This window comes from Hymenobacter miniatus, assembly GCF_016427455.1.
Lineage (GTDB): Bacteria > Bacteroidota > Bacteroidia > Cytophagales > Hymenobacteraceae > Hymenobacter > Hymenobacter armeniacus.
This window is the reverse complement of sequence record NZ_JAELXR010000001.1, coordinates 108,789-121,614: the sequence shown is the minus strand read 5'-3', so window position 1 is coordinate 121,614 and position 12,826 is coordinate 108,789. Positions and strand designations below refer to the sequence as shown.

Here is a 12,826-nt window from a genome sequence, read left to right as displayed (position 1 = left end):
AATGGCCCTACAGATTGGTCGTTAATCACTAACCGGTAATCATTAACCACTAATGAAAGCCTATTGCCAAATCTGCTCGCCGGTGGCGCGGCGCAGCTGGTACTGGCCCAGCGTGTAGTTGTACATGGCCTGGGCGCGGGCCAGGCGGGCCTGGGCCAGCTGGGTTTCGGCGTCGAGCACGTCGAGGTTCTGGCCCACGCCGTAGCGGTAGCGGCCCTGGGCCCGCGTGAGGGCGTCGGAGGCCTGCGCCACCTGCTGCTCGGCGTTGGCCAGGCGGGCCTGGCTGAACTCCATGTTGTTCACGGCCTGGCGCACGTCGGCCCGAATCTGCTCCTGCGTGTCCTGGGTGCGGGCCAGGGCGGCGCGGCTGTTGGCCGCGGCTTCCACGCGCTGCTTCTTGTTGCGGCCGCCGTCGTAGATGGGCACCGACAGCTGCACCACGCCCACCGTGTTGAACCGAATGCGGTTGATGTCGGGCAGGATGTAGCCGTTTTTGCCCCCCACCTGCGCGCCCACGCCCAGGCTGGGCAGGTCGCTTTTTTCGATGAGCTTGGCTTGCAGCTCGGCCGTCTTTTCGGCGTCGCGGGCCAATTTTACTTCGGGGCGGTTTTCGGTGGCTTTGGCCAGCTCGGTGGCCATGTCCACGGCCTGGGGCTCATACGTCAGGCGGCCTTTCACCGGAATGTCGGCCTGCGCGGGCTTGTGCAACAGGCGCGCCAGCTGCACCTGCTGGTTGCGGAGTTGGTTTTCCAGGTCCAGCTTGGTGTTCTGGGCCTGCGTGATGCGCACGTCGGTGGTCGTCACGTCGAAACGCGTACTCACGCCGCCCTGCACGCGCTTTTCCATCTCGTTGCGGTGGGCCTGCAGCGAGGCAATCTGCTGGTTTTGCACCCGAATGCTCTCGCGCATGAACAAAATGTTGTAGTACACCTGCGCCGCGTTGAAAGCCAGGTCGCGCCGGGCCACCGTGATGTTGTCCTGCGCCGTTTGCACCTGCGACTCGGCCACTTTCACGGTCGCTGCGTTCTTGCCGAAGTCGAGCAGCAGGTACTGCGCCGTGAGGTGAAAATCGTAGTTGTTATTAGGCGCAAACTGCAGCGTTTCGCCGTTGAAGGGCAGCTTCACCACCGGGTCGATGCGGGTGTAGGTGGCCGTGCCGGTAATCTGGGGCAGGAAGCCCGACTGCGATTGCGACAAGCGGCTGGTAGCCGCGTTCGACAACTCCGTGAGGTTGGTGATGCCGGGGTTGGCGTCGAGCACGGCCTGCACGGTGGCGCCCAAGGTCAGGGAGTCGCTGGCCAAACCAATGGGCTGGGAAGCGGCGGGCACCCCCGGCTGGTTCTGGGCCAGTGCCGAACCAGCAGTGCCCAGCAGGCCCAGCGTGAGGAGAAAGGCTGCCGGAGTGAAAAAACGAAAAGACATAAGCGGATGCAAGTTGAATCTGCCTGTGCTTACCTAATGCTGTGCCAAGGGGTTAAGCTAACTACTATTTGTTCTATGCTGCGGATGTAACGCACAAGTAATTAGTCATTTAAGTGAATGATATGACGCGTGGCAGCAGCCAAGTTCAAAAAACATATTTCTTACATATCAGGAATTACTCCCTTTTTGCTCCTGTTATTTCAGGAAAAATATGGCACATGCCAAAACAACTGGCCCGCCAACGCGTCTATGCATTTGTTGAACACAGCCAGTGGCTGGTTGCTCTTACGCCAGCCTTCACGCCCGCTCCATGCCCGACCAAGACGAGACCCTGCTGCTCCACCTTAACGAGGCCATCGCCACGATGCGCGACAAGGACTCGCTGTTTAAAGTGGTGACCACCAAGTTGCGGCTCATCTTCCCATTCGACCTCATCGGCATCAACGTGTTCGATGCAGACCTGAAGATGAAGCGGCTGTTTTTGCGCGACTACTACGGCGTGGACGAAGCGCCGCCGCCGCAGCCCGGCATGGACCAGTTCACACCCATAGCCGGCTCGCCGCTCGAAAAGCTGGTGGCCGACCCGCGCGTACAGCAGTTCACGCCCGCCGAATACTTAGCCGATTACCCCAACTACGCTCCGTTTAATAAATTCCAGAAGCTGGGCATCAGCCACCTTACGGCGGTGCCGCTGCACATCAGCGGCCGCCTCACGGGCATGATGACCCTGGCCTCGCGCCGCACGCCCCACCTCACGCCGGCCGACGTGAAGCTGCTGGAAAAAATCGGCTCGCTCATCGCCGTGGCCGTGGCCAACACGCTGGCCTTCGAGGAAGTGGCGCGCCGCGAGCAGGAGCGCACCCTGCAGCTCAACATCACCAACGCGCTGCTCAGCATCAAGCAGCGCGAGCCGCTTTTTCGGGCGGTGGCCGAGGCGCTGAGCCGGGTGGTGCGCTTCGACTATTTCGGCATTCGGGTGCAGCGGGCGGGGCGCGAGGAGCCATTTGAAGGCTTTGCCGAATTTGCGCGCACCGGCGAAGGCCCCGACGCCCAGCTGCAGGCCCTCGACCCCAACCGGCAGTACGGCCTCAACCAGCTCGATACGTCCACCATGTATCATCAGCTCAACAGCCTGCTGCAAACGCCCGGGCTGTACGCGGCCGATGATTTCCGGGCGCAGGCCCAACGCTTCCCGCTGCTGCGCCGGGTGTATGAGGAGTACGGCACACGGGCCATGCTCATCGTGCCCATCTGGCAGCGGGCCGATGGCGTGGCCGTGCTCATTCTGGCCTCGCCCAACCCGGATGCCTTTCGGCCCGAAGACCTCGCCACCGTGCTTGCGCTGGCCCCCCAGATTGCGCTGGCCCTCGACAACCTGTTCGCCTTCGAGCAAATAGAGGAACTGAAAGCCCGGGTCGAGCAGGAGCGCACCTACCTGGTCGACGAAATCAACACCTCGGCCCGGTTCGGGGCCGACTCGGGCGCCTTCGTGGGCAACGGGCCGGCCTTACAGCTGGTGCAGCGCCGCATTGGCCTGGTGGCCCCCACCGACACCACGGTGCTGATATCGGGCGAAACCGGCACCGGCAAAGAGCTGGTGGCGCGCGAGCTGCACAACGCCTCGCCCCGCCACGGCCGCGCCCTCATCAAGCTCAACTGCGCCGCCCTGCCCGCCCAGCTCATCGAGAGCGAACTGTTCGGGCACGAGAAAGGCGCCTTCACCGGAGCGGTGGAGCGGCGCATCGGCAAGTTTGAGCTGGCCAACGGCGGCTCCATTTTCCTGGACGAAATCGGCGAGCTGCCCCTCGACCTGCAGGCCAAGCTGCTGCGGGTGCTGCAGGAGCGGGAGTTTGAGCGGCTGGGCGGCACCAAGGTGCTGCACTCCGACGCCCGCGTGATAGCCGCCACCAACCGCGTGCTGGCCGACGAAGTGGCCGCCGGCCGCTTCCGGGCCGATTTGTACTACCGCCTCAACGTGTTTCCCATCGAGCTGGCGCCCCTGCGCGAGCGCCGCGAAGACATCGAGCCGCTGATGCGCCACTTCATTCAGCGCCTGAGCAAGCGCCTGGGCAAGCCCGTGCGGCAGGTCCGCCCCGCCGATTTGGCCGCTCTGCAGGCCTATTCCTGGCCCGGCAACATCCGCGAGCTGGAGCACGTGCTCGAGCAGGCCATCATCGTGAGCCAAGGGCCGTTTCTGGAATTTGCGGGCTTTGCGGCGGCGCCCGTGGTGCTGGGGGCCGCGCCGGCCGCGTCCGGCTTCGCTCCGCTCAAAAAGCTGAAGGAGCAGGAACGCGACCACATTCTGGCCGCGCTGCAGCGCACCGGCGGGCGCGTGAGCGGCGCCAACGGGGCCGCGCTGCTGCTGGACATCAACCCCAAAACGCTGGAAGCGCGCATGAAGAAGCTGGGCATTCGGCGCACGGTGGGGGTGGAGGCGTAGCCCGGCAGTGAAATAAGAGTAGGTTTTTGGGCGTAAGTTTCGCCGTTCTAACGTCGTTTTTACATGAGCCAAAGACAACTTATGCGGCTGGGCGTCGCTCTGGCCGCGGTCCTGTGCGGGTGTTCGTAGCCGTCCGAAGAGGCGGAGGTGCGCAGCAGCTCCGGAGGCCACCGGGTGGAGGTGCCCGGCATGCGCATCGAGCGAAACGGCGATGCGTCGGCCGTGGTGACGAGCGACGACACCGAGCTGACCATTATTGGGAATAAGTCGGTGCAAACGCGTGACTGCTCGGGTCAGGACGTGCAGCTGCAGGGCGACGACAATCAGGCCACTCTCACCGGCACTTGCCAGGGCCTCGCCCTCGTGGGCAACCGCAACCGCGTCACGCTGGAAAACGTGGCCACCATTGAGGTGACCGGCAACGACAACACCGTGCACTGGCGGGGCACCAAGCCCGAAATTACCACCATCGGCAAAGGCAACACGGTGGCAAAAGCCGAATAAGCCAGGGCCTAGCCCTATTTCCAGGCCTTCAGCAGGCGGCGCACCAGAATGATTTCGCCGGTGTGGTAGGCGTTGTGGTCGGCAATGAGCATGGCCTCGCGCAGAATGGTTTGGCCGGTGCCGTGGGTCAGGGGCGCCAGCAGGTTGGTGCCCGGTGCGTGCAACAGGTGCAGAAAGCGCTGCCGGTCCTGCCGGATGCCATCCAGGGTTTCCTGCCACTGCTCCTCATCGGCGGTGGCATCGGGGGCGGGCCAGTAGCCTTCTGGCCACGTGGGCGATTCGTGCTCGGGTTCGAGGCAGAATTCCACGATGTCCCACTGCGCAATGCGCACGTGCTCGACCAGCTGCCAGATGGTGTAGGGCACCTCCGGCACGTGCTGGTTCCAGATTTTCGGCGTCAGGTCGGCGCAGGCTTCCTCGAATGTGGCGTGGGCGTTGCCCTTGGTGAGCAGGCTAGTCAGCTCGGCCACGAGGCCCTTCTGGTTGGGCCGGTCCATGGGGGGGATGTTATTGGGAATCATAAGGCGAAGCCAATCAAGAGGCAGTGTTCGTGCGGGGCAGGGCACGATGCACGGCCGGCTTTTGTAGCCGTCGGGAATTTAGGGCGCCGGTCGAGTACAAGGCCGCTCCCATCAGCACGGGTTGGAAAAACAGCCGGGCCAGCCGCTTGGCATCGGTATCGAGCCCGAAGGCGGAAATGCGCTCGGTGTATTGGTGCACATTGCCGGGGAAAACCGCCGCGTAGAAGGCCGCCAGCCCAATGCCCATGCGCCGCCGGTCGTTGCCTTTCAGCAACAGCAGCGCCAGCCCCAGCCCAATTTCCACCACGCCCGAGGCCAGCACGGTCGTGTCCTTGTCGCCGGGCACGAAATCGGGCACCTGGGCCTGGAATTCGCGCCGGGCAAAGGTGAGGTGGCCGGTGCCGGCTACAATCATAAAGCTGCCCAACAGGCCGCGGGCCACGTTTTGCAGGGTGGTGGTGTGAGCTTGCTGGGGCATGGTAAGTAGAGGCGTAGGTGAATGCTGCCTATACGGCGGCATGCCTGCAAAAGGAGGAGGCGAAGGACCATTTCATCGCCGCATGCAAAAATGAACGGCATTCTGCTACATTCTGGGTGCCATTGGCACCAAAAGCAAGCTTGGGCAGCCGGGCCGTAGAGCAACCTTATGGCAACTGGTCCTGTCACCGTTTTGCCAACATTCTACTTTCAGAATCTTATGAAACGAACATTCATTATTGGCATGGCTCTCGTTGGGGCTGTGCTAGCCGCCTGTTCAAAAAAAGAACCTGCACCGGCTTTAAAAACAGCGTCATTAGACGACACCACTTGGCGCATGACGGACTACACCATCGATTTTGGTCCGCTGAACGGAACCGTCACCGGGACGAATAACTTTTTCAGGACGTTTTCCAACAGCCCCACCACGCCCTGCCTGGGGCTCAATACCTTCACTTTCACCTCGGCGGGCAAAGTTGTGTGGCAGCAGGAACCCCGCGCCTGTTCGGTCAGAAGCAACTTTGTGAATTCCGACTGGGGCACGTGGAGCATAAACGGCGCACAAACCGAGCTCACCGTCAACAGCCCTTGGGGAGGAGCCGGCCGAAGCGTGATGCCTGTGATGGAAGCCGTGCCAGGAGCTTACGAATGCCTGCTTACCAACACTACCCTTACTCTCAAGGCCAGGTACATCTACGGGCGTAATCAGGATTCCCTGAGAGTCGACAAGGCCGTCTTCACCCGGCAATAGTTCGTGTTGCTCTAAAAAGGGAAGGCCCTGCGCAATGCTTATGGGCATTGTGCAGGGCCTTTTTCTGGGGCGAAGGCTATCTGGTTAGTGTGCCTGTAGCCAGTTGTTGCCGGTGCCCACTTCCACTTCCAGCGGCACGCCGTGGGGCAGGAGCAGGGCCGTGGTCATCAGCTCCTTGATTTTGGGCGTGATGTATTCCACTTCTGATTTAACAGCATCGAACACCAATTCGTCGTGCACCTGCAGAATCATGCGGGTTTTGAGCTTCTCCTCGCGCAGCCAGTGATAAATGTTAATCATGGCCATCTTGATGATGTCGGCGGCCGTGCCCTGGATGGGGGCGTTAATGGCGTTGCGCTCGGTGTAGCCGCGCAGCGTGGCGTTGCGCGAGTTGATGTCGCGCAGGTAGCGGCGCCGCTTGAGCAGCGTTTCGGCGTATTCCAGCTCGCGGGCGCGGTTGATGCTCTCGTCCATGAACTGCTTCACCGACGGGAATTCCTGGAAGTAGGTCTCGATGATGTCGGTGGCTTCCTTGCGGCTGATGCCGATACGCTGGGCCAGCCCGAAGGCTGAAATGCCGTAGATGATGCCGAAGTTGACGGTTTTGGCCTTGCGGCGCATCTCCGAGTCCACTTGGTCGAGCGGCACTTTAAACACCTTGCTGGCCGTGCTGGTGTGCACGTCCTGGCCCAGGCGGAAGGCTTCAATCATGGTCTTGTCGCCCGAAAAGTCGGCCATGATGCGCAGCTCCACCTGCGAATAGTCGGCCGCCAGCAGCACGTGCTGGTCGTCGCGCGGCACGAAGGCTTTGCGGATTTCGCGGCCCTTTTCCGTGCGGATGGGAATGTTCTGGAGGTTGGGGTTGGTGCTGCTGAGGCGGCCGGTGGCCGTCACGGCCTGGTTGAAGTTGGTGTGCACGCGGCCGTCGTCCTTGTTCACCAGCTGGGGCAGGGCCTCCACGTAGGTGCTGCGCAGCTTGGTGAGCTGGCGGTGCTCCAGAATGAGGGCCGCAATGGGATTGTCGGCCGCCATCTGACTCAGGATTTCCTCGCCGGTGGCGTACTGGCCGGTTTTGGTTTTCTTGATTTTGCCGCCGCCCAGGCCCATTTTGTCGAACAGCACCTCGCCCAACTGCTTAGGCGAGCCGATGTTAAACGGCCCGCCGGCTTCGGCAAAAATCTGCCCTTCGAGCTCCGTGATGTAGCCCTGCAGCTCGGCCGAGTACTCGTTCATGGCGTTGGAATCGATGCGCACGCCCTCGTACTCGATGCTGCTGAGCACCGGCACCAGCGGGTTTTCCACGTCGTTGAGCAAACCCAGCAGGCCCAGGTCCTTGAGCATGGGCTCGAACACGTGCTTGAGCTGCAGGGTCACGTCGGCGTCTTCGCAGGCGTAGTCCTTTACCTGGGCGGGCGGCACGTCGGCCATGGTAATCTGCTTCTTGCCCTTGGGGCCGATGAGCTCGATGATGCTCACCGGCGTGTAGTGCAGGTAAGTTTCGGCCAACACGTCCATGTTGTGGCGCATGTCGGGCTCGATGAGGTAGTGGGCCAGCATGGTGTCGAACAGCGGCCCGCTTACTTCCACGCCGTAGTGCCGCAGAATGGTGAGGTCGTACTTGATGTTCTGACCGATTTTGAGGATGTGCTCGGCCTCAAAAAACGGGCAGAATTCTTCCACAATGGCCTGCACTGCTGCCTGGTCCTCGGTGGGCACGGGCACGTAGTAAGCCTCGCCCGGCAGCCAGCAGAAGCTCAGGCCCACCAGCCGCGCCGTCATGATATCCAGCCCGGTGGTTTCGGTGTCGAAGCTCACTTCGGTTTGCTGCAACAGGAAGCTCAGCAGCGACTTGCGCAGCTCCGGCGTGTCAATCAGGTGGTACTGGTAGGGCACGTCCTCCAGGCGCTTGCGGGGGCCGCTGGGGGCGCCGTAGCCGCCGGTTTCGCCCTCCTCGGCCCCGATGGCCACGGCTTCGTCGCCGGGGTTGCCGAAGAGGGAAGCCTGGCCGGCGGCCACGCGCGGCTGGCGCGTGGGCTTGGAGCCGGGCGCGGCCACGCGGGCCGGCGTGCGCTCAGGGCCGCCGCCCAGGATGCGGGCGGCCAACTGGCGGAATTCCAACTCATCAAACAGCTCGCGCAGGGTGGTTTCGTCGGGCGCATCCAGCACCAGCTTGTCGGGCTCGAAGTCGAGCGGCACGTTCACGTGGATGGTGGCCAGTTCCTTGCTCATCAGGCCCTGCTCGGCGAAGTTGCGCACGTTTTCCTGCTGCTTGCCCTTGAGCTGGTCGGAATTGGCAATCAGGTTTTCCACCGAGCCAAACTGCTTAATCAAGGCCTTGGCCGTTTTCTCGCCAATGCCCGGAATGCCGGGAATGTTGTCGGAGGCGTCGCCTTGCAGGCCCAGAATGTCAATGACTTGCTCCACGCGCTCAATCTCGAAGCGGGCCAGCACGTGGTCCACGTCCAGGATTTCGGCCGCGTTGCCCATGAAGGCGGGGCGGTAAATCTTGATGTGGTCCGTCACCAGCTGGCAGTAGTCCTTGTCGGGCGTCATCATAAACACCTCGAAGCCCTCCTTTTCGGCCTTCTGCGCCAGCGTGCCAATCACGTCATCGGCCTCAAAGCCATCCATCATCAGGATGGGGATGTGAAAGCCCTGAATGATTTTTTTGATGTACGGAATGGCAATGCCGATGTCCTCGGGCATGGCCTGGCGCTGGGCCTTGTACTCGGCAAACTGGTCGTGGCGAAACGTCTTCTTGGCCGCATCAAAGCACACGCCGATGTGCGTGGGCTTTTCCTTCTGCAGCACCTCCACCAGCGTGTTGGTGAAGCCGAGCACGGCCCCGGTGTTCATGCCCTTGGAGTTGATGCGCGGGTTTTTGCTGAACGCGAAATGCGAGCGGTAAATCAGGGCAAAGGCGTCGAGCAGGAAAAGCTTTTTGGGAGCGGTGGGGGCGGGAGCAGCGGTATCGGTCATGGTAGGCGAAAGTACGGAGCAGCCCAAGGCCGTGGCTAACCCGCGCGCCACTTTTGCCAAAAGAAATGGCGCCCGCTCTGGCCGGCGCGGGCCTACAGCGCCGGTTTCACTTCCAGCACGGCGGTGGTGGTGCCCGCGCGGCCGCTGCCGCTCAGGCCCTGCAGCACCACGAGGTAGCGCCCGGCTTGGTCGCCGGTGTAGAACTCCACGGTCTGGGCCCCGGCCCCGGTCAGGGCGAGGTTGGGGTTCCAGTAGAGGAGGTTGCGCAGGTCGGGCAGGCGGCTGGCTTTCTCGGCGGCGGTTTCGTAGCGCGGGGCGTAGAACTCGCGCTGGCGCTGCACGCCCTCGTACTGCTGCACCAGGGCGCGGGCGTCGGGCTGGTAGCCTTCCAGGTCGCCTTTGTAGGTGGTCAGGCTCATCAGGCCGTTGTAGATGGCCGCGCCGTGCAGGTAGCGGCTGTCAATCACCTCCAGCTTCTGCACCTTGAGCGGGTTGATGGCCATGACTTTGTTCATGTCGAACACCGGCACGCCGTCGAGCAGCACCATGGGGTTCTTTTCCAGCAGCACCTTGTTGGCCCGGTCGGTCACCAGCAGGTGGAAACCGTCTTTGCGGATGCGCACCACCACGCCCGGCACGTACTCGCGCAGCACTTCCTCCATCACCTTGAAGCGGGTGTACTTGTCCAGCAAATAGGTCTCGTCGGCCCGCCCGTAGAAGGCGGTGCTGTCCACGGCAGGCGCGGGCGCATACCGGCGCGTGCGGTCAGTGAACACGCGCTGCACCTGGGCCTGCAGGTGCCGCCGGGCGTAGTCCTTCTCGAACGCGGGCACCAGGCCAAAGGCGGGCAGCGGCGCCGTGGCGTAGCGCGTCGAAAATGGGTCGAGCAGCGCAACGCGGCTGGTGCTGTCCTGCTGCGGGTCGGTTTGCACCACAATGTCGTGCGGGCCCACCGGCGCGGGCAGCTCAAAGCGCAGGCGGCCGTCGGCGGTGCTCTCGGCGTTGGTGAGGCGCAGCAGGCGGCTCGGCGACGCCAGGTAGGCCGTGACGCCGGCGCGCGCCACGGGCCGCCCGCCCTGCGTGAGCTGGCCCGTCACCACGGGGCCGTAGGGCTCGGGCAGAAACGCGAAGGCCGGCGGCGCAGGCGCCAGCACGTCTTCCCAGCGCCAGCGGCTCCAGCCTTGCGTCAGCATCAGGTTGTCGGCGGCGGTGCGGGCGGCGGGGTCGGTTTCGTTGAAGTAATAAGCTGCGTCTTCCACGTCGCCCTTCAGGTCGGCGGCCAGCCACAGGTACGCTTCGATGGAGGCCGGGCGGACGGTGTTGAGCGAGTCGAGCTGGTACACGGCCATCGACAGGCTGGCGGCTTCGGGGGCAGCCAGGCCGGGCGCGGCCAGCTGCATCTGCACTTTCTCGCGCGGGCCGTACTGCGCCTTGTCGGCCCGCGCCGCCAGGGCCAGGCGCTGCGCCGGCGCCCGGAAATACAGCCGCTCGCACACCGGCTGGCGGTTGGCCGTGAACAGCGTGAGGTGCGAAATGCCTTCCAGCAGTTGGCTTTTGTCGAAGGTGTAGGTGACTTGGCCGTCCACGAGGGCCAGGCGCTGGGTGAGGGCCACTTGCTGCCGCGAATGGCCCAGCAGGTAGAGGGTTTCGGGCTGGCGGTTGCTGGCGCTCACCGTCAGGGTGAGCTGGGTGGGGCTGGTTTCTTCCAGGCGCAGCACGTAGCCGGCGTCGTAGGGGCGGGGCAGCGGGCGGGTGAGGGGGGTGGCGCGGCCGTTGCCAAGCGTGAGCACGGCCGTGTAGGGCTGCAGCCCTTCGGCGGGGGTGAAGGCGAAGCGGCCCATGCCCCGGTGCTGCGTGGCAAAAGTGGCCACCACACGGCCCTTGTTGTCGAGCACGCGGCCCTCGGCCGCCACGCCCCGGCCCGTTCGGTCGGTCACCTTAACCGCCACCTGGCTGCGCAGGCCGCGCACCAAATTGCCGCCCTCCGGAAAAAAACGAGCTTCATAGGCGGCCGAGTCCTTGCCCGCGGCACCCGACGCCGTGGAGGTGTTGATGACCGTCACGGCCGTTTGGAAGTAGGTGTCGGGGCCGAAGTTCTGCATCCAGCTGGTGTAGGCGCGCACCTGGTAGGTGCCCGCCGGCAGCGCAGTCGGAAGCGGGAAGGCCCCTTGCCCCACGGCGTTTTTCAGGCCCACCTTGGCCTGTAGCACGGGGCGGTGGCTGGCGTCGAGCACTTCCACGTAGGCCACGCTGCTCAGCGTGAGCGGCCGGGCGTGGGTGCCCTCGGCGGCGTACACCTTAAACCACATGGTTTCGCCGCTCAGGTACACGGGCCGGTCGAGGTGGAGGTAGAGCTTTTCGTGCGGGTCGCACTGCACAAACCGGCTCAGCTGCCGGGTGAGGCCGCCCAGCGAGTCGGCCTGGGCGCGGGCGGGCGCGGTGGCCAGCAGCCCCAGCACCGGCGCCAGCAGCAGGCCCGCCGCGGCGCGCCGGATAGATGTTGAAGCCCACATAATCAACCGCATATAGAGAAAAAGGGGAAACAGGTTGTAATACACTTCAGGCCAGCGCCTAGGGCCAGAACGATGGCTTCACGGTGCTGCCGTAGAGGCGGCAGTCCACGCACCGGCGGTCCACGCCCAGCACGCCGCCGCCGCCATAGGCCAGCGGCACGTTGTAGGGGCCCCCGAAATAGGCGATATACAGCCTAGGGTCTCTGATGGTGTCGGGCTCGCAGTTGTCGTAGCCGCTGGAAATGCGCCAGTCGTTGGGTAAGTCGAGGTAGCGGATGAAGAGGCGCTGCTGCTCCATGGAGTGCACGCCGACGAAGCCCAGGGCCAGGGCTTTCTCGTCGGTGAGGCAGCGCACGTTGCCCAGCAGCTGCACGGGCTGCGGGTCGAACAGGGTGCCGATGTTCTCGGTGTTTTTCTTCAGCAGCTCCCAGTAGCGGTACTCGGCCTCGGACTGGGCCGCCTGCGTGACCAGAATGCTGTAGAGGTGGCGCAGCCGGCTGCTGGTCGTCGGCAGCTCACGCACCACGTAGTCGCGCACGGCGTTCTGACTCAGGCGCGTGGTGTTAACGAGCTTGATGTCGGTCGACTTCTCATTGCCCCAGCAAATGCGCGGAAACCGCGTCGTGATGGGGAACATGCCGCCCGGGGGCATGGGGTCGAGGTTGCGGTATTCCAAGGAAGGAATGAGCAGGGGGATGCTTTCCCAGGTTTCCTCGTAGTCCCAGCGGTAGAAGCGCGTGGCGGCGGGGTCGTTGTTGTGGGTGCTGATGAGGAGCTTAAGGCCTTCGGGCGTGGCCCGCCACGAAAAATCGTCGATGCGCGGGGTGGTGTTGACGGCCTCAAAGCCGGACGCGTACTGCTGGCCATCCGCCGTGTTGATGCGCAGGCGGTACTTGCGGGCCGGGTTGAGGGTGCGAATGGGCGATGTATAGGTGCCGGCAGGGCTTTCGGCGAGCGGGTAGCGCGCGCCGCCCTCTTCCTCGACGAAGACCGTGGCCTTGGTCTCGGCCGGCGGGGCCGTTTTGGCCCCGATGGCGTAGGTGCGCGAGAGCCGCACGGCGGTGGCGCCCTTGCTGTTGACGAAGCCGTCGACCACCAGGTAGCTCGGCGGGTTCTGGATGGCCTCCGGCAAATACGGGTCGGTGCACCCGCCCAGCAGAACCAGGCCTAATAGCACGGCAAACGGGATAGAAAGGAAGGAGGCGCGCATGTAAGAGGG

Annotated in this window: 9 protein-coding genes; 3 read left to right on the top strand and 6 right to left on the bottom strand. The window is 63.8% G+C overall.

The genetic code is table 11. The features are described from left to right. Nucleotides 1–60: 60 nt before the first annotated feature. Nucleotides 61–1,422, bottom strand: a complete 1,362-nt coding sequence (locus JAO73_RS00520; RefSeq protein ID WP_198975246.1) for a TolC family protein — start codon at nucleotides 1,420–1,422, stop codon at nucleotides 61–63. A gap of 310 nt (nucleotides 1,423–1,732) precedes the next feature. Here JAO73_RS00520 and JAO73_RS00515 point away from each other — a divergent pair, with 310 nt between their 5' ends. Together JAO73_RS00515 and JAO73_RS00510 are read left to right on the top strand one after the other, a co-directional pair. After that, nucleotides 1,733–3,862 (top strand): sigma-54-dependent Fis family transcriptional regulator, encoded by a 2,130-nt coding sequence (locus JAO73_RS00515; protein WP_198975245.1) that lies wholly within the window; start codon nucleotides 1,733–1,735, stop codon nucleotides 3,860–3,862. Between the two features lie 189 nt (nucleotides 3,863–4,051). Then, a complete protein-coding gene (locus JAO73_RS00510) occupies nucleotides 4,052–4,366 on the top strand; it encodes a DUF3060 domain-containing protein (protein WP_198975244.1) in 315 nt (104 codons plus the stop codon). A 14-nt stretch (nucleotides 4,367–4,380) separates the two neighbouring features. Here the strand turns inward: JAO73_RS00510 and JAO73_RS00505 are convergent, their stop codons facing one another. Both JAO73_RS00505 and JAO73_RS00500 read right to left on the bottom strand, forming a co-directional pair. After that, a complete protein-coding gene (locus JAO73_RS00505) occupies nucleotides 4,381–4,887 on the bottom strand; it encodes a DinB family protein (RefSeq protein WP_198975243.1) in 507 nt (168 codons plus the stop codon). A 13-nt stretch (nucleotides 4,888–4,900) separates the two neighbouring features. Next, on the bottom strand, nucleotides 4,901–5,365 hold the full coding sequence (locus tag JAO73_RS00500; protein WP_198975242.1) for a DoxX family protein: 465 nt from the start codon (nucleotides 5,363–5,365) through the stop codon (nucleotides 4,901–4,903). A gap of 219 nt (nucleotides 5,366–5,584) precedes the next feature. On the opposite strand from JAO73_RS00500, the gene JAO73_RS00495 reads away from it, so the two are divergent. Then, entirely contained in the window at nucleotides 5,585–6,115 is a 531-nt protein-coding gene (locus JAO73_RS00495; RefSeq protein ID WP_198975241.1) for a hypothetical protein, read from the top strand. Nucleotides 6,116–6,199: 84 nt separating this feature from the next. Here JAO73_RS00495 and polA read toward each other — a convergent pair whose 3' ends face one another. From polA to JAO73_RS00480, 3 genes are all read right to left on the bottom strand, one after another. Beyond that, nucleotides 6,200–9,094: a DNA polymerase I gene (gene polA, locus JAO73_RS00490; RefSeq protein WP_198975240.1), complete on the bottom strand. Its 2,895-nt coding sequence runs from the start codon at nucleotides 9,092–9,094 to the stop codon at nucleotides 6,200–6,202. Between the two features lie 92 nt (nucleotides 9,095–9,186). Next, the gene (locus tag JAO73_RS00485; protein WP_198975239.1) at nucleotides 9,187–11,607 is read right to left on the bottom strand and encodes an MG2 domain-containing protein; all 2,421 of its coding nucleotides are present in this window, start codon (nucleotides 11,605–11,607) and stop codon (nucleotides 9,187–9,189) included. A gap of 58 nt (nucleotides 11,608–11,665) precedes the next feature. Beyond that, complete coding sequence (locus JAO73_RS00480) at nucleotides 11,666–12,817, bottom strand: DUF4249 domain-containing protein (protein ID WP_198975238.1); 1,152 nt, start codon at nucleotides 12,815–12,817, stop codon at nucleotides 11,666–11,668. Between the last annotated feature and the right edge of the window lie 9 nt (nucleotides 12,818–12,826).

What these genes read in the sequence shown, in the direction of transcription:
- JAO73_RS00520 (WP_198975246.1), bottom strand. Translation starts at nt 1,422, where the DNA reads ATGTCTTTTCGTTTTTTCACTCCGGCAGCCTTTCTCCTCACGCTGGGC.
- JAO73_RS00515 (WP_198975245.1), top strand. Translation starts at nt 1,733, where the DNA reads ATGCCCGACCAAGACGAGACCCTGCTGCTCCACCTTAACGAGGCCATC.
- JAO73_RS00510 (WP_198975244.1), top strand. Translation starts at nt 4,052, where the DNA reads ATGCGCATCGAGCGAAACGGCGATGCGTCGGCCGTGGTGACGAGCGAC.
- JAO73_RS00505 (WP_198975243.1), bottom strand. Translation starts at nt 4,887, where the DNA reads ATGATTCCCAATAACATCCCCCCCATGGACCGGCCCAACCAGAAGGGC.
- JAO73_RS00500 (WP_198975242.1), bottom strand. Translation starts at nt 5,365, where the DNA reads ATGCCCCAGCAAGCTCACACCACCACCCTGCAAAACGTGGCCCGCGGC.
- JAO73_RS00495 (WP_198975241.1), top strand. Translation starts at nt 5,585, where the DNA reads ATGAAACGAACATTCATTATTGGCATGGCTCTCGTTGGGGCTGTGCTA.
- polA (WP_198975240.1), bottom strand. Translation starts at nt 9,094, where the DNA reads ATGACCGATACCGCTGCTCCCGCCCCCACCGCTCCCAAAAAGCTTTTC.
- JAO73_RS00485 (WP_198975239.1), bottom strand. Translation starts at nt 11,607, where the DNA reads ATGTGGGCTTCAACATCTATCCGGCGCGCCGCGGCGGGCCTGCTGCTG.
- JAO73_RS00480 (WP_198975238.1), bottom strand. Translation starts at nt 12,817, where the DNA reads ATGCGCGCCTCCTTCCTTTCTATCCCGTTTGCCGTGCTATTAGGCCTG.